This is a genomic window from Paenibacillus sp. sgz302148 (assembly GCF_056120465.1).
Window position 1 is genome coordinate 168,945 of sequence record NZ_JBVYOJ010000001.1, and the last position, 19,730, is coordinate 188,674.

Consider the following 19,730-nt stretch of genomic DNA (forward strand, 5'->3'; position numbering starts at 1 on the left):
TGCATCGCTATATCAACGTACTCTATTCCGGAGCCCGATATCCCTTACCCCGAAATCGGATAACCCATCGTGCTCATGAGCGCATTAGCCGGCTGCGTCGAATCGAGACGGCTGTATTGCACGATGATCGGCAGGTCGCTTTCGACCTCGATCGCATACGGGACGCCTGCCGGAATGCGCCTGCCATCTTTGCTCAGCGTGCTGGTTCGAATATGCTTGGTCCGTTTTCCCTCGACGATTACCGCGATATTCTCCAAAGGCGGCCGGTCTTCGTAATAGATCGTCAAAGACAATTGCGCCGCCGTTGCATTGCAATTCAATACGCAGATCGATTCGTGGCTTTCCAGCTCGCCCGAGCTTACCGGAGGAATGTATCCGTCCGGGATCATCCACAACGTAGAACCCTTCAACCGGCCGGCATTCTCCAAGCCATGCTCCATCCCCAATGTCTCCACCCGCTCCCCGCGCGTTCTCGCGCCCGAAAGTGCATCCTTCAAACTTTATGCCAATTTAAAAATATTCCTTTACTCTTCTTCACCTACTTGCCTTTTTGTGCAACTTCACTCTTCGCATAACATAACATCTGCCTAAGTATCAGAAGCCTGCTATTATACTTTCGCAATCACAAACCCCTATCCTATCTTGTAAAATCTCGCAACCTAACATCCCCGCCTATCGCGTGAACGCCGCCGGAACGCCGCCGTCGATCGTCAGCATACAGCCGGTTGTTTTCGCAGCCTTCGACGAAGCGAAGAACGCGATTCCTTCCGCAATGTCCTGCGGATAAATGTTCACGAGCAGCGTCGTCCTTTTGCGATAGTATTCCTCCAGCTGATCGGGCTCAATGCCGTAGGCGGCCGCACGTTCATTGCGCCAGCTCGAATTCCAGATCGCGGAGCCTTGCAGGATCGCATCGGGCAAAATCGTATTGACGCGGATGCCATGCTCCCCGCCCTCGGCCGCGATGCAGCGCGCGAGATGGGCTTCGAGCGCTTTGACGGCGCTGTAGGCCGATGCGTTTTTGCCGGCATAAACCGAGTTTTTGGAGCCGATGAATACCATGCTTCCGCCGATCGCTTGCCGTTTCATCAGCTTGAACGCTTCGCGGGCCACGAGAAAATACCCCGTCCCGAGGACATTCATATTCAAATTCCATTCCGTAAGTGTCGTTTCGTCAAAAGGACTGGACGTCGCAAGCCCCGCATTGTTCACGAGAATATCCAGACCTCCGTAGAACAACGCCGTCTCGGCATAAGCCGCTTCGATATCGGCCTCCTGCGTCACGTCCATCCGCAGCGCCAAGGCGCGGCCTTCGCCGTAAGACCCGTTGATCTCTTGGGCGACCTTCTGCGCGCCCTCCAGATTCAAGTCGGCCAGCACGACATGCGCCCCTTCGGCTGCAAGCCTGCGCGCCGTAGCGCTGCCGATACCGCCGGCTCCGCCTGTGATCAGGGCGACTTTGCGCGAAAACTCCGCTTCAGCCGGCGCAAGCGTCAGCTTATAAAGCTCAAGCGGCCAATACTCGACATTGTAGGATTCGTTTTCGCTCAGCGATACGAATTGTCCGAGTGTCGTAGCACCGCGCATGACGGCGATCGCCCGATGGTACAAGGCGCCGCTCACGAGCGACAACGCCCGGCTTTTGCCCGTGTTCACCATGCCGATGCCGGGGATAAGAATGACCCGCGGCGCGGCGTCGAACATCGTATCGCCATCGTTCCGGTTTCGTTCGAAATATTGTTTATATTCCGTTTTGAACCGCTCGATTCCTGCTTTCACCTTCGCTACCAGCCCGGCTCCATCGTCAACCGACGGCTCCCAATCGACGAACAGCGGCGTCATCTTCGTATGGACCAGATGGTCCGGACAAGCCGCGCCCACCTGGGACAGCTGCGCCGCATCTCGGCTGTTGACGAACTGAAGCACGTCACCGCCGTCGTCGTAGGAGAGCAGCATCGGCTTACCGCCACTGACGGCGCCGCGGATAACCGGCATCACTTCGGCGACGAGCCGTTTGCGGTCCTCGGCCGGAAGCGGCGCGAACTTCGCTCCGCCGAACAGATAACCCGCATCAACCTGCGCTTCGATGTACTGCTCAGCCTCCTGAATGATCGCCAGTGTCTTGTTGTAGCTGTCGAGCGAAGTTTCGCCCCAAGTAACCAGACCATGCTTTTCCATCAGGACGAGCTCCGCTTGCGGGTTCGCGCGGACGCCTTCGGCGATCATCTTCGATAAGGTGAAGCCCGGACGAACATAAGGAACCCAAACGAAGCGGTTGCCGTAAATGCGCTCCGCGATTTGTCGTCCGTTGTCGGCGCAGCAGATGCTGATGATTGCATCCGGATGCGTATGATCGACATGGCGGAACGGCAGGAACGCATGCAGCAGCGTTTCGATCGATGCGCGCGGGTGCTTGGCATCGACCATGCAATGCGCCAAATAAGCGACCATCTCCTCGTCCGTCATCGATTCGCGCTCAATCAGAGGCCGAATGTCCTCCATCCGCAGCGCCGTAAAATGCTTCGCCTGCATCGTCGCAAGATCGGACCCGCTTCCTTTTACCCACATGACCTCGACCTCGCGACCGCGGAAATCGCGCTGAGTCGTTTTCATCGACGTATTGCCGCCGCCCCAATTGGCAATCGAGCGATCCGTCCCTAACAAATTCGAACGGTACGCCAGCTCCTCCACGCCTTGCGGCAGTGCCGAAGCTTTGGTTTCATCCCATAAGCTCTTGACCATAACTTCCCCTCGCCATCTTTGTTTGTATCCGTTTATATTTGTTTGTTTACTTTTATGATTGTATCACAACAACTATTATTTTTGAATACACCTCGAAAAACTATTTTTCTGCTTATTTATTCAAACAAACAAAGGTCAACAAAACAAATATCAAAATATAAATAAAAAAAGCCAACCCACCGCTTCCCTAGAAAGCGACAGATTGACTCCTACAAAACAAACAAATCAAATAGAACAAACAAATTATATAAATCAAACCTAATTTCAATAAACCCCGAACCCCGATCGATTAGACGAATCGGCAAATCCCGAACCGTTCCGGTTTATGAAAATCGATAAGCCCAGTCACCGACCAAGCCGAATAACAATCTTCTTCACTCCGCTCGGCGCGGTCGATCCGGTAGGCGTTCATGCGCCATTCGTCGCCGACGGAAGGTTTGCCACCTTCGAAGTTGCGGAACGGCAGCTCCCATACATACGTTCGAAGCGTGCGCCCGTCCTGTCCCGGAACAGAAGATAGAAGCGTGTTCCACCCATCCGCATGCCAGCCGGTGTCGACCGAGATGGACCCTTGCAGATTGTTACGAATCGCGGCATCAAACTTCACATTCGCCGGACTCAGCTCGAATTCCTTGTAGGAATCAAGTCGTCCTGTCTCGCTGACGAACAGCTCAACGACGTCTTCGTCGTATATCGGATCGTCATGCTCCGTCATCGTCGCCACGATGCGGTCGTCCTCGCATACGAAACGGACGTATAACGATTCGTCGTTCCAACAAGCTTGAAAAGTCGTAAAAAGCCGTGTGCGCGCCCCACTCGCCGTATCGACGAGCTCAATCGATGGCACGCCTTGCCATGACGCATCGTCAGCATCAACGTTCATCCGCGGAACATGCGGGCATTCATAGTGCGGTATTTTCGGTAAAATCGAGTCCAAGTACGATCCCTCCGGTTCCTTCATTTACTCTCCATTGTAGCTTATCCCCGGACAAATGCATACGTCCACTTTGTGTGGCTTATCGTCGGACAAATACATACTTCGACTTTGCTGTATGTGCTTCGTACCTACACCTCATAACGCTCGATACTGCCTGCGAAGCCCTCCGGCAGGCGAACGTCCAACTCCATTCCGCGCGGTGCCCACACCCGCAGACTCATGGCGCCGGCCTCATCCAGCTCCCAGTCGACGTCGATCGTACCGCCATCAGGCAGCGGCATAGTGCCTCGCGCATAGGTGAGATCGCACGGCTCCGGAGCGACGATTACCTTCGCCCAGCCGGGAGCCGCGCTGCGTACGCCGAGCACGTTCGCGCCGAGGAAATATCCCGGTGCCGCCGACCACGCATGGCAATGACTTCGGGACAGCATCGCCGGATTTGCCCGATTTTCCGCGAAGCTCGGGTACATTTCCCAGCAAGTCGTCGCATCGTAACGGAGCATTTGCCCATAATGGCGGCGAATGTCATCCAGCATCAAACCCGTTTTGTCGAGCTTCGTGAGCGCTTCATAATAGAAGAATGACATGAACGGACTGCCGATTTGGACAAAAGATGCCGGCGGCGCGCTCATATATCGCTCGATGGCGGCTCGGCGCTCCTCTTGCGCAATATCGCACAGCAAAGCGACGACCTGCGTCTGCATGCTGAATATATCGGAATAACGCCCGTCGGCATGAATGCAATCGACGTACGCCATCTTCTCCTCCGACCACAGATGAGCGTTGATCGCATCGCTTAACCGATCCGCTGCGGCAACGTAACCTGCACCTTCTTCGGCCGGTCCGGCGAACGAAGCAAGCTCGGCCGCGCAACGCAACGTTTTGACCAGAAACAGGTTCTGGTGCGTTACGACGCCGTGATGCGGCTGATCGATCGGCGCCCAGTCGAAGAAATTCCAACCTCGCATATGGAGCAGCCCGCGCTCGTCGATTTTCTCCAAGTAATGGTCGAGCGTGAATCGCACCTGCGTCCATATTTCCGCGGCAAACGCCTTGTCGCCGGTATGCATGCTGTACTCGTAGCAAGCAATCGCCCAGAAGAACGTCCAGTTCGGAATGACGCTCGACCAGCCGCTCGGCACCTGATCGCTATACAGCGGCGTTTGCACCCGTGAACCCGGTACCAGTCTCAAACAGCGCTTAACGATCTCATGATCGCCGAAAACGTAATAGTTCACGATCGCTTCGTTGCGGCTGTCGCCGACCCAGAACGTCTGTTCATAAGCCGGGCAATCGACGAACGTATCCTCCATGCATAGCCGCGTCGTATGCCTGCTAATCCGCCAAATGTCGTTTAGCAGCGGATCGGAGCATTGGAATTTGCCGATATCGGCAACCGGGTAATTGCTTTGGATCATCCCGACATGGTACAGCTTCACCGGTTTGGACGACGCCTCCGGATATCGCACGGTCAGCATCAAATACCGCAGCCCCCGGCGTACGGGAGATGCATATGTTTGTCTGCCTCCTTTGCAGACGTATCGCAGTGTATTGTCCAGTGCGTACGTATCCTGACGATAATCGTCGCGCATATATTCGAAGCCGTACATATCCAGAATCGTGCCCTCCGGCGCATCGACATCGAATTGTATATATCCGGACAACTCCTTGCCGAAATCGATGACCAGTTCCGTATCCGCCCCTTCATAATGCGGAATGACGGCGGGCGCCGCATTCGGAATGACCGCATTCTGCATTTTGAGCGGAATGCGATGCGATACGGAGCTGCGTTTCCACACCGACAGCGCGAATACATCCTCCTCGCTGACGGCGGCATCCGGCATCGGGCGGATCCAATCCCGATGTGGCTCAAGCTCGCCAGCCTCCGACGCCGTAAGGCATGCCTGCAGCACCTCGTGATCGTACGTCATGCCCGGCACTTCGATAAAATCGATCCATGTCCGCACGTCGAACGGACCTACCTGGAACAACACCGAATCGGAGGAACCCGAAGCGTACGGCGAAACGACTTCAAAAGGCTGCTCGCTATCGATGGCTATCCGGTATCCGGATCCGTGATCGCCGCCGGTGACATCGACGAGCAGCAAATTGTCGCCTGCCTTCAGATCGACTTCCACGTATTTTTCCGGCGATACGCCATAAAAATCGTTACCTTGATACTTTCTGCCGTTTAATACGCAAACGTTGCGCCCGAGCATGCCGTATGTAAAACCAAGCACTGCCTTCGCAGGCCGCTCCGTGCGAATGACCGTCCCAATCGCGCCGACCCAAGCGGTCGGATTCGCATGAGCGGCGCTCGCCGGGTCCATTGCGTAACGCAAATCGATCGCAGCCGCCCACGACACCGGCTTCACCTCAAGCAGCGTCAACACGCGAGCGGGCGACATCGGTTCTTCCGTCAGATGCGGAATATCCCGCGGGACCAGCTTCGTCCAAGGTGCCGTGCCGACCGGGCCCAGGACGGACGCCGCGCTCCATCCGGCATCGGAGAAGGCCGTCTCCATCCAGTCTCCCGGCCATAATCGCGCATCCACCTTCTCGGCAAAAGCAAGCTGGCACGACATGCGCTGCGTATGACGATCATAGCCTTCATGCCGCGCAGTCAACCAAGTATCGTCCGTAGCGATAGTAACCGTACGCAGCGCTCCGTCGTCGCCCGACAGCTCCAATTGCGCGAGCAAGCCTCCGCGTCCCCGCAAATAACTGAACGTCGAAATGCCGTAATGCATCACGAGCACCGCAACTGTATTCGATTGGCCGGGCTTCAATAAATGGCCGACCTCGTATGTATCGTAAAACTGCTCGAACGGCCAAGAACGAACCGGCCCGCGACCGACTTGAACGCCGTTCACGTAAACAACATAACGCGAGTCGGCGGTAATCGACAGCTCTGCTGTCTCCCAGTCATCGCCATCCATCACAAACGATTTGCGAAAGCATCTCCATTCATTGCGCGGGCTTTCTTCGCCTTCCGCATAGATCCACTGTGCCTGCCATTCCTTATTTTTAGCATCCATATCGATCCAGTCCCCCTCATCCTCGATCCTTCACGGAATCTGAAATAACTTCACATGTCATAACCGCGCCTCATGCTTTCATTGTAATCGCTATCCGAAGAACGATAAGGGGTTGATTATGTCATTTTAGGGGTGTAATATGTCATCGAAAGCTTGCAAACAATACCGGAATTCGAAAATTTATTGCCAATTCAATTGTCCTAGCTTGCTATAGATGCCCGTATGCCGTCAAATTGATGATCAATCCACGAGGAAGGAGCAAACCGCCTATGATCAAAAAAACGGTCACGACGACGTTCGGCGATATATTATTCCGCCCCGAGCTGCCGATTTTCGTCAATCGAGTGAGCGAATCTTTTGTATTATCCCAGCACGATCACGATTTTGTCGAGATCAGCTTCGTTAGCGAAGGTAGCGGCTTCCACTACATCGGCGATCGAACGGTCCCCGTTTCCAAGGGAGATCTGTTCTTTATCCCGGTCGGGACTTCGCATGTGTTTCGCCCTAGCTCCACGAGCGGGAAAAACCCGATCATCATCTACAATTGCATATTCCGCCTGGAGGCGACCGACTTGCTCGATTCCGTGTTTCCAGTACGGTCCATTCTGGATACGATCAGGGAACATCCCGACTGCACGGGAGAACATCCATACCTTCAACTGAAGGACAACGATCAGCAATTCGAGCGATTGTTCGTCAAGCTTTACGATGAATTCCGGCAATGTCCGCCGCATTATTCCGCCGTCGTTTATGCGGCGTTTATCGAGCTGCTGGTGACGATCGTGCGCGGCACAGAAGGCGCTTCTTCCATCGGACGTGGTCTCGCCGGCGGAATGGAACGGCTGATCGCCCGGCTGAAGCGGCACCCCGGCGAACCGCTGACCACGCGACAGGCCGCCGACGCCGTCGGCTTGTCCGAGCGTCAGTTTCACCGGCGCTTCGCGGCGCATACGGGACAGACGTTCCACGAATTCAGCCGGCATGTTCGCATCGATTCGTGCTGCAGACAGCTTCGCGAAACCGAGTTGAGCGTATCGGAAATCGCGGCCGCCGTCGGCTATCGGGACATGAAGTATTTCGCCAGCCTGTTCAAGCGCCACACCGGCCTGACGCCGCGCGAATACCGCTATGGCAGGCAGCCCGGCAACGGTACCGGCGCGGATTAACCGCCGAGTTAGTGCCGATTACATCCCGAACATGCAAACAACCTCCGAACGGGACGGTTCGGAGGTTGTTTCAAATGGCGGGCGGCGTTTTGCCTATGCCCTGTTCATAGTCTGCGGCAAGCGACAGCACGACCGGCTCCTTAGCAGGCTCCTTGACCGGTTTCTCAGCCGGTACGGCCGGCTTCGGCATACTAAAGCGATCGCGCAGCACATTCATCGACATGACGAGAATTTTCGGAATAAGGATGACCGATCGGTCGCGCAGCCGGTTTTTCCCGCTCGGGTGGATGACCCGAAGCAGCAGCCGCAGGTAAATACGCGTGAAAAATGCAAAAGGCCCTTGTGGCAAGTCAAGCACCGTAAACCCGAATTGCTCCGAGCCACGGTTGATCATGCTTACGCCATAAACGGCTTTGACGTCGTCATATTGAGGATCGCTGCCAATCATTTTCGCCAGCGGCGGCAGTCCTTTTTCCACTGCTCGAATCAATTGAATGGCCGTATGCATCGTGGATCGCGATTTCATGCCCATTTCGAACAATCGGTTATTGTCCAGATGAAGCTCAACGATCCGATCGCCTTTATTCAGTGTCTCGCCGTCGTTCATGACCAGCGTTTGCCCTGAATATTTGCGGACCCGGATATGGAATACCGTATCTTTCTCCTGAACCGGCTGCAGACGGAACAGAACATGAAACACTTTCTCCCAAGCCAGCCACAACGTAACGGCTACTTTCTTGGCCGGGCTTAATTGCTTGGCCTTGTTCGAATCCGTGATCCGTATCATCTCGTCGATGCGAACGAATCGGAAGCCTTGCTTCAGCGAATCCTCAAGCACCAAGTCGAGCGCTTCGATCATATGTTTCGGCGCGATCGAATCGGCTCCCAGCGTCTGGCCGCAATCGTGAAGCAGCAGCACCTCGCCGCCGCGTATTTTTTTCATGATCCGTTTCCGCATCCGTACCGGACCTACCCGCTTGCGCCAATCGCCGAACAGCGACGACCACAATATAATTTGCAGAAAGCCGAGGTTCGAAAAATCGAATAAATTAACAATCCCCCATGGCGGGCGGTAGAAGCAGGGCTTCTTCCCCGTTATCGATTCGATAAGTTCGGCCGTGCGCCGGATATGCTCTTTCACGGTCCCTGGGCGCATTAGCCAGTTGCTCTTGTGAACATAATTATGGATGCCGATCACGTGTCCCTCGTCATGCATCCTTTTAATGATGTCCGGATGTTTCTCCGCATTTACGCCTACGACGAAGAAAGTCGCTTTTACGCCGTGGCGCTTCAATAAATCCAGAAGGATCGGGGTATAGACCGGATCTGGTCCATCGTCAAACGTTAGCGCGATATCTCGGTCGGACAATCCTTTCTTAAATACGCGAAAACCGAATATACGACTGATCAGACCGGGGAGAAACGCATAAAACGTTAAAAAGTAAAAACCCCATAGCAGCAAATTCTCCATGAGACCAGTCCCCTATTCTCTTAAATAGCCAATTCTATTGTATCACATTCTGTTTGAAATTTGAGCCCAGTTTTTGTGCAATTGATAAAAATGTATAGTACAATCTATGTATATTGATGGAAAAGGAGAAGAATACATGATCACGTTTTACAAAAAATATTGGAGGACGGCGTTTGATATCGGCCTCATCGTACTGACCGTTTATTTGATAATGCTGACGTTCAGTTATATTTACAAAATCGCCACGCCCATTCTTCTTTCTTTCCTAATTTATGCGATCATCGAGCCGTTCGCGAAGTTTCTGAACCGGCGCGGCATCAAAAAATCGATTGCCTCGGCGATATCCATTCTCATGTTTTCGCTCATTATCGTAGGATCGTTCATCGGAGCAGGATTGATATTCACTTCGCAAATTACGGGATTGATCAACAAATTGCCCGATTATGCAAGAATATTGCAAGCGAATTTCTCCATCAACATCGATATGATCAAAGAGCAAATCGAAGGTTTGCCTCCGGACCTGACAGACAAAGTGGAGGAATACGTGAAGCTGATCACGGATAAGGGCTCTGCGCTGGCCGCAAGCTTCATCGGGATGCTGTTTCATTTTTTGACTTCCCTCTCCACATTTTTGGTTAATTTTGCGATCGGCATCATTCTTGCGTATTTCCTCAGCGTAGAAATTAACGACTGGAAAAAAATCGCCGGCGACAAAACGCCCAAAACGTTCAAAATGGCTTTTTTCTTCCTCAAAGAAAACGTGCTCAAAGGTATAGGCGGATACCTCAAAGCACAGTTCAAGTTGGTCAGCATAACGTTTATTATTATATTCATTGCGCTGTTGATTCTCCGAGTGGACAACGCCTTCTCGATCGCGCTGCTGTCGGCCGTCTTCGATATCCTGCCACTGCTTGGCGTACCGGTCATTTTCATCCCGTGGATCATTTATTTGCTGGTCGTCGGCAATACCACGCTCGCCATTTGGCTGCTCGTATTACTGGGTATCGTCATGATCTTAAGGCAAATCCTCGAACCTAAAATTACGGGCAACACGCTTGGCGTATCCGCTTTTACGATGCTGTCGTTCATGATCATTTCGCTATCGCTGTTCGGCGTCGCCGGCATGATCTTGTCTCCGATCCTGATGATTCTGATCAAAGCATTATACGACCACGGTTACTTCCACAAGTGGATTCATATGCCCAAAGAAGAATTCGAGCCGTCTTAACGGCTCTTTTTTGTTTCCGCCAAAATATCCATCACCCCGCGAAAAGCTTGCTGCGACAGTGCGGCGCTTTGCTCCGGCCGATTCAGCGCAACGACGGCAACGGCATATCGCGGTGCCCCGACCGGACCATACCCGATGAACCATTGGTCGTTGACACGCCGTCCTTGATCCGTCGCTTGCGCCGTGCCGGATTTGCCGGCGAGCCGCCATTTGGCCTGCTGTAGCGATTGTCCGGTTCCGCGGTCCACGACAAGCTCCATCCATTCCAACAGCCGGTTCGCGGTGCCGGACGTAATTCTCCCTGATTTCGAAACGGCCGATTGAGGCGGCAGCTCCGCCATCAATTGCCCGTTCGCGTACCGAATCTCTTGGACGACGCGAGGTGCTTGTACCTTGCCTCCGTTAAGAAGCGTAACGACCAGATTGGCAGCCTGCAGCGGCGTGACAAGAACGTCGCGCTGGCCAATCGCCGTCTGCACAAGTATGCCCTGATCGTTGTTCGGAGCTCCCGTCGCGATAATCCGACCCGCTTCTTCGCCATCCCACTGCACTAGCGGCTTGCCGTTCAGGAACGAATCGTCGCGCCATCCGACCGTACGCCCCAAACCGAGCATATCGGCATAACGCCGAAGCTGCGTAAACGTTAACCTTTCCGCTATTTTGGCGAAGGTAATGTTGCAAGACTTAGCGAAAGCCTCATCGAACGTCAGCGTTCCGTGTCCTCCCCGCTTCCAGCAGGAGAAGCCATATTTGCCGTACTCGCCATGGCACTCGAACCGTTCTTTCGGCCGTGCTACGCCTTCCCCTAACGCCGCCGCGGCGATAACGGTTTTGAAGATCGAGCCGGGAGGGTATGCCTTTACGGCCTTATTCCCCCAAGAACCGGCTGCCAAATCGATCGCATACGGGTCGAATCCCGGCCGTGACACGGTGGCGACCACATCGGCGCGCAGCGCATCAAGCACGACGACGGCGCCTTCGTTGAAGCCGATCTTGTCCAAATACGCTTCGATCCGTTGTTGAATGTCGAGGTCGAGCGTCGTAACGACCTGCAGCGGATAATAACGGTTGTCCGGCGCCATGACCCGCAAATCGAGTCCGTGCAGCGGCCGCTTCCGGCCGTCCGTAAAATGCGACACGACCGTAGGCCCGATCCCTTGCAGAATGTCGTTAAACGTTTTTTCAAGCCCCGATGCGCCGATCTGACTGTTAAGCTTGAGCGCGCCGGATTCCAGCTTGTCCCCGAATTCAGACTGAAGCCGTTCCGGATTTTCTCCGATATAACCGATCGTCTGATTGGCCGCAACCGATGCGGGGTATCGAATTCGCATCGGCATAACCGCCGTCCCGCCGATACGCAGCTTCCGGATTTCCTCCGCTTGCCGTTCCGTTAACGCATAAGGCACGCCTTTACGCTTCGCATCCGGCCATACGGACGGTTCCTTCAGCTCCGCTATAAACGACTTGAGCTTCGATTCCGATGTTTCAAGCCGTGAGGCCAACTCTTTCATTTGCTCCGGTCCGCCGCGGTAACGCTCGTTAACAGGATAGACGACAAGCGCTTGTACGGTCTGCCCAGTAATGAAGCGACCATTCCGATCAACAAAGTGGCCTCGCCCGCTATCTAACGTGATTCCTCGTTCCCGCTGGTTCACGGAAGCCTGTACGAGACTCGCCTCCTGTGCCGAATGTCGGGCCGGCGCCACGAGCTGAATCCATGCCAGTCTTCCGATATCAAAAGCGACAATAAGCGAAACAATCAACAAAATCATAAACATCCGTTTCCGCAGCCGGATTTGCATCGTATGGTCAGCCTTCCTTTTATCAACGAACTCTCATCGCAAGACGTTAACAGTATGTACGAGAGTCATGGACATTAGTCGGTTCGCGATGGAAAACAGCCCCGGGGTGTAGTCCCGTCCATGCAAAAAACCTATCCCCGGGAATCCCCCGAGGATAGGCATCGAACCCATCCGAATCATTATACTCTGAAGCTCGACAACGACTCCTTCAGCCGCGACGACACATCGTCCAGCTTGTCGGACAAATGGACGAGCCCCGTTCCGATGTTCATCTGTTCGTTGCACAGGGAAGCAACCTCTTCCGATGTGGCCGACGACTGCTCTGCAACCGAGCTGACGCTCATCATCGCCTGCGAGAGATTCAGCTGCGATTGATCCAACTGCTGGATCGAACCCGTAACGCCGTCGAGACGCTGAATCAATCCGCCCATCTGGCCTTGCACGGAAACGAAGATGGAATTCGCTTCTTTCACCGATACGATTTGCTCTTGGAAAATCGGGTACGCCGCCGACAGTACATCGACCGTCTCGTCAATCTCGCGTTGAATCGTCTCCGTAATTTGACCGACCACTTGAATCGAATCCCGGGATTGCTCGGCAAGTTTGCGGATTTCGTCGGCGACGACCATGAATCCTTTGCCCGCCGTGCCGGCCCGTGCAGCCTCGATCGTAGCGTTAAGCGATAAAATGTTCGTTTGTTTCGTCATATTGTTCAGCACGTCGAGGATTTTACGGATCGAGCGCGTGCTTTCCTTCAATCGGTCGACCTTCTCGACCATGGAGCGGGTCATTTCCTCCGTCGCATTCGTTTTCTCGATCAGTTCCGTCATATATGCCGTCCCTTGCTTGCTCACCTGCTCGACTTCGCCGGCCGAAGCCCCCATCTGCAGGTTGGCGTCAATAACCTGCTTCATCTGCAGGCCGATATGCTGGGTCAGGTCAGTGCCTTTCTCCGCCTCGCTTGCCAAACTGGAAGCACCCGCGGCGATCTCCTCCGTAGCAAATGCGATTTCTTTGGCCGATCCGGCCGTTTTCTTCGACACCTCGGACAGCTGCTGCGCCGTCTCGAACGCTTCTTGCGCCGTTACGTTCGTCTGCTGGACCAGCTTCGTAATTTGATCCATCATCTGATTGAAGCTTTGTCCGAGCTGCCCGATTTCGTCCTTGCGCTTCAGCTTCGTCCGAACCGTCAGGTTGCCTTGCTCCCCTTCGTTCATCAGATTGCGCAGCTGGCCGATCGGACGTCCGATCATGAACACAACGCCGATGCCGATCCCAATGGCGAGCACGGCCGCGATAAGCGCTGCATAAATCGTAATTTCCCGGATGAAGGCGGCATCTTTCACCAGTTCGCTGACCGGCACCGATCCGACCAGATACCAATCCATATGTCCGAACTTCTTATAGGCGACGAGCCGGTCCTCGCCCGACTGCGAAGCCGCTTGCAGCGTGCCGGACGCCGCGAAGATGTTCGTCTTCGGATCGATCGGCAGCTCGATGTCCGACTGCTGCTCCAGCAGCTTGTCATCGGCGGAGCTAATGAATTTGTTCGTCGAATCGATAATTTGCACGACGCCGGCTTCGCCTAGCAGCTTATCTCCCAGCTCCTGGCGCAGCGCCGACAATTCGATCTCGAGCAATACGACGTAGTTTTTCTCGCTCGTCAGCGGATTGGTCAGCACGCGGGCGATCCCGATGGACGGCGCAGCGTTTCCGTTAAATCCGGATTTTTGCGTTCGGATCCACACCGGGCGCCCATCCTGCTTGACCGTCGTTTGGAACCATGGCGAAGCATGCGCCTTCTCGAGGTCCAACGCTCCGCTCCCCGCATTGAACTGCTGGAACGTATCGCCGGAGACGATCGGAATCATGAAGATGTTCCGCAGCGTTTTGTTCGCCAGCAGGAAGCCCTGCAGCTTCTGCTCCATACCCTGAACCTGCATCAGCCGTTCATAGGTATCGGACGTTTGATTATTTTTCGATGTGTATTTTTGAATATCTTTATCAAGGAATATTTGCATCGTCGTATCTTCGAGAGTCTGGAACAGCAAGTCCAATTTACCCGCAGCTTGAATAATCGTCTGGTTGTTCGACTCGGACATCTTCTTCTCGATGATGACGGCTGAAATGTTGTACGACAACAAGCCTACAGCCAGTACGAATACGACAATGCTGCTGAAGAAAATAAGAAACAGCTTCATGCCAACCGATTTCAATGGATTTTGCATCACGGAGATATTCCCCAATTGCTTGCGTTTGATTCCCTCAACCTTGTTCATCCATGCACGCCCCTAAGCATCGATTAGTGAGTCATCCCTTATGTAATTTTGGTTCATATGACATTAAAATAGATGATTCGACAGCGCTTTCATAATTCCTTTGCCTAGAACAGTGTTCGAAAAAAAAATAAATAGAGCTCCGCACCTAAATGCGAAGCTCTATCCTTATTTCTTTTTACCCATTTTTTTGCGCATCATGTCAAAAGGCTTAACCGGATGGTCTACTTTAATGCGGACGCGCTGCAGCGGATGACGAGCGGCGTCCAGCACCTGCCCCTCCTCATCCCAGATCGTCTCCACCTTCATCTTGAAGAACGTTCCCTTCGGTCCGAAAAATTCAACTTCCTGACCCGGCTTGAAGTGGTTGCGCTGCTGGATCGTCGCGATACCTGTCGTATCGTCATAGTCCATGACAAGGCCCGCGAAGTCGTATTCCGCCGCCTTGTCCTCCGGTACATAAATATGATCCTCATGGTCCGGCGTATCGTAGAAAAATCCGGTATTCAGCGGCCGGTTCGCCGCTTTGTTAATCTCATCGATCCATTCCTGCTTCAGCTCGTACCCTTCCGGATCGGCAAAATAGGCATCGATGGCCTGACGGTATACGTTCACGACAGTCGCAACGTAATGGATGCTCTTCATCCGGCCTTCGATCTTGAAGCTGTCCACGCCAACCTCGATCAGATCGGGAATATGTTCGATCATGCACAAATCTTTGGACCCCATCGTAAACGCGTCGTCCTCCGGCTGAAACAAAGGCAGCTGCTTCATCCCGACTTTGAATTGGCCGACGACAGGGTCTCGTTCGGCTTCTTCCTCTGTCACGATCGCATCGACATCAACCGGGCCGTCCTCGAACAAATCGTATTTCCAGCGGCACGACTGCGAGCAGCCGCCACGGTTCGAGTCACGGTCGGTGAAATGGTTGGATAACACGCAACGCCCCGAATACGACGAGCACATCGCGCCATGAATAAACGCTTCGATCTCGACATCGACATGCTTTTTGATTTCGTAAATATCTTCTAGGCTCGTCTCACGGGCCAGCACGACGCGCGGAATGCCTTCTTCCTTCCAGAACTTGACCGCCTGCCAGTTCATCGTTGACTGCTGCGTGCTAAGATGCACCTCAAGCTTCGGCGCAGCACGTTTGGCCGTTTCGATAATCGCCGGGTCCGCCGCGATGATCGCCGAGATGCCGGCCTCTTCCAGGCTGCGCAAGTAGCTCTCGATGCCTTCGATATCTTCGTTGTGGGCGTAGATGTTTGTTGCCACGAATACTTTGGCTCCGTACTGGCTGGCAAATTCAACGCCTTCGCGCATTTCTTCAAAGCTGAAATTGTCGGCGTTGGACCGCAAGCCGTACTTTTGTCCGCCGATATATACCGCATCCGCGCCATAATGGATGGCGAATTTCAGCTTCTCCAGATTGCCGGCCGGCGCCAGCAGCTCCGGCTTGTCGAGCCGGTTTCGCTTCCCCTTCAAATGAGGCCTTTGTTTGGTCATCGCTTCCATCTTGCTGTCACCTCTCTTAATACACCTGTTCTTTATAGAAAAATCCGAACGACAGCTCGCGCCCTTCCGGTTGAAGCTCCCGAATCGGGTCCAGCCACTGCTCGTCGAACTCATAGACGGAAGGATCGGCTGCATACGTATCGATTGCTTTGCGATACGCCCGTACAACCGTCTCGTTATATTCCGTCGATTTCAGCAAGCCTTCGATTTTCAAACTATCGATGCCGGCTTCCATCAGCTCATGCAAATTTTCGAGCATGCAAATATCGTCGCTGCTCATAATATGCGTGCCGTTGGCGTCCTCATAGATCGGATAACGCTCGTCCTGGCGCTCGGCCTCGATCAAATACATGCCTCGTTCGCTGCCGAAGCCTTTGCCGTCCGCCTCCCTGCCTTGGTGGGCGTTATAGCTTTGCACCAGACCACGCTTCGAATGATAAATATTCGTTGCGCCATGAACCTGGACTTGAACTTCAAGCTTCGCATGCTGCTTGAACTCGATCACTTGCTCCATATTAAGCTCGCGCGCCAGCACAACGCGAGATGCTCCTTTGGAAGCCCAGTAGTTGGCCGTCACATAGTTTGTCGACGTCATTTCCGCGTTCCAGTGCAGCTTGATTTCCGGCGCTTCCGCTTTCACTGCCATCAGCACGGAAGGATCGCCGAACACAATCGCATCGACCTTTGCTTCTTTCAGTTGCCCTACATAGGACGGCAATTCATCCAATACGACATTGTCCATGATGTTGTTCAAGGCGACGTAAATTTTTGCACCTTGCGCATGGGCGGCTTTTACCGCCTCTGCGATTTCGGCAATTTGCATGTCGCCCGGCAGTCGCAATCCGAATTTACGCTCGCCGACCAATAAGGCATCTGCCCCAGCGGCAAGCAAACGTTTCGACTCGGCTAACGACCCCGCTGTTACCAAAAGTTCGGGTTTTTGATTCAATTGCTGCGCACCTCCCTAGTTGCTCGCCGTTTTTTTGCTTTCCTCTATATTTTTCTTATGCTGTGCGTACGTTTCCGCGAATAGATGCGATTGGCTACCGTCTTTTTTCGTCACGTAGAAATAATAATTCGATTGCGCCGGATAAATTGCCGCCTCAATCGACGCTAACCCAGGATTGGCGATCGGTCCAGGAGGAAGTCCTTCATGCAAATACGTATTGTAAGGACTCTCGATCTTCAAATCCTTGTTCAGCAACCGTTCCTTCTGCTTATCGAACAAATATTGCACCGTCGCGTCGATTTGCAGCTTCTGCTTCTTCGCCAACCGGTTGTAGATGACGCTTGCCACCAAAGGGCGCTCCTCATCGACGACAACCTCGCGTTCGATTAACGAAGCGATCGTCATCATCTCATGAAAGCTGATCCCGCGCTCCTGAAGCTTTTGCTCCCAATCGTCCGGAAGCGAGGCCAGCCGGCGCTCCAGTTCTTCGAGCATCCGGTTAACCATATCTTTCTCAGTGCTTCCTTTTTTTAATTCATACGTTTCCGGGAACAAATATCCTTCCAGCTTATGCTTCAGCTTGGCATCGGCCGGGATTTCGGCGATTCGGCTCGAATTCAGCCCTTCCCCGCTATCGACGAGACCGAGGAACGTATCCCGGTTAACGATGTTATCGCCGCTTAGCTTGTCGGCTAGCTGACTGACCGTCAAGCCTTCGGGCACGGTAAAGCGAATCATTTCCTCCTTCACCGTGTCGCCTGCGTTCAGCTTGGCGATCATTTCGTCAAGCGTCATCCCCGGTTTCATGCGGTAAACCCCCGCTTGGAAGCGCGAGCCTTCGTTTTTGTACATCAAATAATATTTAAAAATCGTTTCGTTGCGAATGAGTCCCTTTTCTTCGAGCATACTTGCAATTTGGCCTGAGCTCGTGCCTTTCGCTATCGATAGTTCAACTTCCGTGTCTAGTGCAGGCATCGGCTGCAGCCCGCGGTTAATATACCATAACGCCCCGCCGACCGTGCCGCCGATCAAGAGCACAATGACAAGCAGCGTCCATAGAGCAATTTTGAACCGGCTTCGCTTCTCGGACGAAATGCCGTATTCATCCTGTCGATCTCTCTCCAGCCCGTTGCGATCGTTCCCCACGATGGTTGAAATCCTCCTTAACTCAACTTCTTCTCTCCGGATGACGACTTCCCTTCTTCAAGCGGAAAGAGAGCGTGCTCATTCGCCGCTCTCTTCATTCACGCGCCTGCAGCTATTCGGAAGCCGAGAAAGTCATTTCGTCGTAAATCTCCGCGACCATTTCCCACTCGTCGTCATCTTCGATCGTCGTAAGCTCCAGCTCGTTGCCGTCCTGTGCCTCAACCCGAAAAATGACGACCTCATGCTCCTTGCGCAGCTCTTCCGATTGTAGAACTGCGTAGGTGGTCTTGCCCAGCGAAAATTCAGCCAGGATCCGATGCGCCGTAGACTCCCCTTGTTCGTCGAACAAGACGACGTCATCGCCGAACGCCTCACGGAGACGATTCGATACGACGGCATCCTTCAATTCGTAAAATCCGTCCATTACTTGCCCTCTTCCTCTTCCTCTTCGCCGAGCAACGTGTTAAACGTTTCTTCGACCATGTTCCATTCTTCCTCGTCTTCGATCGTGTACAGCTTCAAATCGTCGCCGTCTTCTTCATAACGGAAAGCGTAAACTTCGCCTTCCTCCTCGTCGGATTCGACCGGCACGACCATCATATACTTCTGTTCGGAGCCGTCCACCTCGAATTTCATAACGACTTCAAATTCCTCTTCGTTGCCGTCCTCGTCCGGAATATAGATGATTTCCGGCTCTTCCATGTTCAACTCGTCTTGTTTTGTCATCGCAACCCTCACCTTTTCGATTTGTAATCCATATAATTTTGCAAAATCAACGATGCCGCCATTTTATCGACAACTTGCTTTCGCTTTTTTCTGCTTACGTCGGCTTCGAGCAGCGTCCGCTCCGCGGAAACGGTCGTCAGCCGCTCATCCCAAAGGTGAACTGGCATGTGTAAAGCTTGTTCCAGCTGCTTTGCAAATGCGATGCAAATCTCGCCGCGGGGACCGATGGAGCCATTCATATTTTTCGGCAGCCCTACGACGATTTCGCCAATTTGCTGCGAACGGACCAGCTCCTCAATCCGGTTCAGGTCCCGCTCTTCATTCGTACGGTTGATCACTTCCAAACCTTGCGCGGTCCATCCTAATTCGTCACTGACGGCTACGCCGATCCGCCGGTCGCCGTAGTCAATACCTAATAATCTCATCAAGCTCACCGATTCTGACTTAAATAAAAGCGCACCAATTCTTCGATCAGTTCGTCCCGCTCCCGCTTACGGATCAAACTTCTGGCGTTATTGTGGCGTGGAATGTAAGCAGGATCGCCCGAGAGCAAATATCCGACAATCTGGTTGATCGGATTATAATCCTTCTCCTTTAAAGCGTCGTACACCGTAAGCAGCACTTCCTTCGGTGACGTTTCCACTTCATCGGTTTTTACATTAAATTTCATCGTCTTATCCATCGAGCTCATCGCCTACACCTCCGCTTCCGTTCCGCGATTGACCGCTTCG

The 19,730-nt window shown here is 53.5% G+C and carries 16 protein-coding genes; 2 read left to right on the plus strand and 14 right to left on the minus strand.

The features are described from left to right. Positions 1–44 precede the first annotated feature (44 nt). The 4 genes from AC0LWM_RS00900 to AC0LWM_RS00915 form a co-directional block, all read right to left on the minus strand. The gene (locus AC0LWM_RS00900) at positions 45–440 is read right to left on the minus strand and encodes a sensory rhodopsin transducer (RefSeq protein WP_474673015.1); all 396 of its coding nucleotides are present in this window, start codon (positions 438–440) and stop codon (positions 45–47) included. A gap of 232 nt (positions 441–672) precedes the next feature. Continuing rightward, positions 673–2,742: a bifunctional aldolase/short-chain dehydrogenase gene (locus AC0LWM_RS00905; RefSeq protein ID WP_474673016.1), complete on the minus strand. Its 2,070-nt coding sequence runs from the start codon at positions 2,740–2,742 to the stop codon at positions 673–675. A gap of 289 nt (positions 2,743–3,031) precedes the next feature. Continuing rightward, positions 3,032–3,679 (minus strand): carbohydrate-binding family 9-like protein, encoded by a 648-nt coding sequence (locus AC0LWM_RS00910; protein WP_474673017.1) that lies wholly within the window; start codon positions 3,677–3,679, stop codon positions 3,032–3,034. Positions 3,680–3,807: 128 nt separating this feature from the next. Then, the gene (locus AC0LWM_RS00915) at positions 3,808–6,717 is read right to left on the minus strand and encodes a family 78 glycoside hydrolase catalytic domain (RefSeq protein ID WP_474673018.1); all 2,910 of its coding nucleotides are present in this window, start codon (positions 6,715–6,717) and stop codon (positions 3,808–3,810) included. 269 nt (positions 6,718–6,986) lie between these two features. Between AC0LWM_RS00915 and AC0LWM_RS00920 the strand changes: the two genes are divergently transcribed. After that, complete coding sequence (locus AC0LWM_RS00920) at positions 6,987–7,883, plus strand: helix-turn-helix domain-containing protein (protein ID WP_474673019.1); 897 nt, start codon at positions 6,987–6,989, stop codon at positions 7,881–7,883. A gap of 70 nt (positions 7,884–7,953) precedes the next feature. On the opposite strand, the gene AC0LWM_RS00925 is transcribed toward AC0LWM_RS00920, so the two are convergent. Then, positions 7,954–9,354: a polysaccharide deacetylase family protein gene (locus AC0LWM_RS00925; protein ID WP_474673020.1), complete on the minus strand. Its 1,401-nt coding sequence runs from the start codon at positions 9,352–9,354 to the stop codon at positions 7,954–7,956. A gap of 136 nt (positions 9,355–9,490) precedes the next feature. On the opposite strand from AC0LWM_RS00925, the gene ytvI reads away from it, so the two are divergent. Beyond that, positions 9,491–10,582: a sporulation integral membrane protein YtvI gene (ytvI, locus tag AC0LWM_RS00930; RefSeq protein WP_474673021.1), complete on the plus strand. Its 1,092-nt coding sequence runs from the start codon at positions 9,491–9,493 to the stop codon at positions 10,580–10,582. On the opposite strand, the gene AC0LWM_RS00935 is transcribed toward ytvI, so the two are convergent. From AC0LWM_RS00935 to AC0LWM_RS00975, 9 genes are all read right to left on the minus strand, one after another. Then, on the minus strand, positions 10,579–12,384 hold the full coding sequence (locus AC0LWM_RS00935) for a peptidoglycan D,D-transpeptidase FtsI family protein (protein ID WP_474673022.1): 1,806 nt from the start codon (positions 12,382–12,384) through the stop codon (positions 10,579–10,581). The genes ytvI and AC0LWM_RS00935 overlap by 4 nt on opposite strands. A gap of 179 nt (positions 12,385–12,563) precedes the next feature. Then, positions 12,564–14,663, minus strand: a complete 2,100-nt coding sequence (locus AC0LWM_RS00940) for a methyl-accepting chemotaxis protein (protein WP_474673023.1) — start codon at positions 14,661–14,663, stop codon at positions 12,564–12,566. Positions 14,664–14,828: 165 nt separating this feature from the next. Beyond that, on the minus strand, positions 14,829–16,178 hold the full coding sequence (locus AC0LWM_RS00945) for a peptidase U32 family protein (protein ID WP_474673024.1): 1,350 nt from the start codon (positions 16,176–16,178) through the stop codon (positions 14,829–14,831). A gap of 16 nt (positions 16,179–16,194) precedes the next feature. Next, a complete protein-coding gene (locus tag AC0LWM_RS00950; protein ID WP_474673025.1) occupies positions 16,195–17,127 on the minus strand; it encodes a peptidase U32 family protein in 933 nt (310 codons plus the stop codon). A 15-nt stretch (positions 17,128–17,142) separates the two neighbouring features. Continuing rightward, a complete protein-coding gene (gene mltG, locus AC0LWM_RS00955; protein ID WP_474673026.1) occupies positions 17,143–18,273 on the minus strand; it encodes an endolytic transglycosylase MltG in 1,131 nt (376 codons plus the stop codon). Between the two features lie 112 nt (positions 18,274–18,385). Next, a complete protein-coding gene (locus AC0LWM_RS00960) occupies positions 18,386–18,697 on the minus strand; it encodes a DUF1292 domain-containing protein (RefSeq protein ID WP_474673027.1) in 312 nt (103 codons plus the stop codon). Then, on the minus strand, positions 18,697–18,999 hold the full coding sequence (locus tag AC0LWM_RS00965; protein ID WP_474673028.1) for a DUF1292 domain-containing protein: 303 nt from the start codon (positions 18,997–18,999) through the stop codon (positions 18,697–18,699). The genes AC0LWM_RS00960 and AC0LWM_RS00965 overlap by 1 nt, the downstream gene beginning before the upstream one ends. Before the next feature lie 8 nt (positions 19,000–19,007). Further along, complete coding sequence (gene ruvX / locus AC0LWM_RS00970) at positions 19,008–19,424, minus strand: Holliday junction resolvase RuvX (RefSeq protein WP_474673029.1); 417 nt, start codon at positions 19,422–19,424, stop codon at positions 19,008–19,010. A 5-nt stretch (positions 19,425–19,429) separates the two neighbouring features. Beyond that, complete coding sequence (locus tag AC0LWM_RS00975) at positions 19,430–19,690, minus strand: IreB family regulatory phosphoprotein (RefSeq protein ID WP_474673030.1); 261 nt, start codon at positions 19,688–19,690, stop codon at positions 19,430–19,432. Positions 19,691–19,730: the final 40 nt, after the last annotated feature.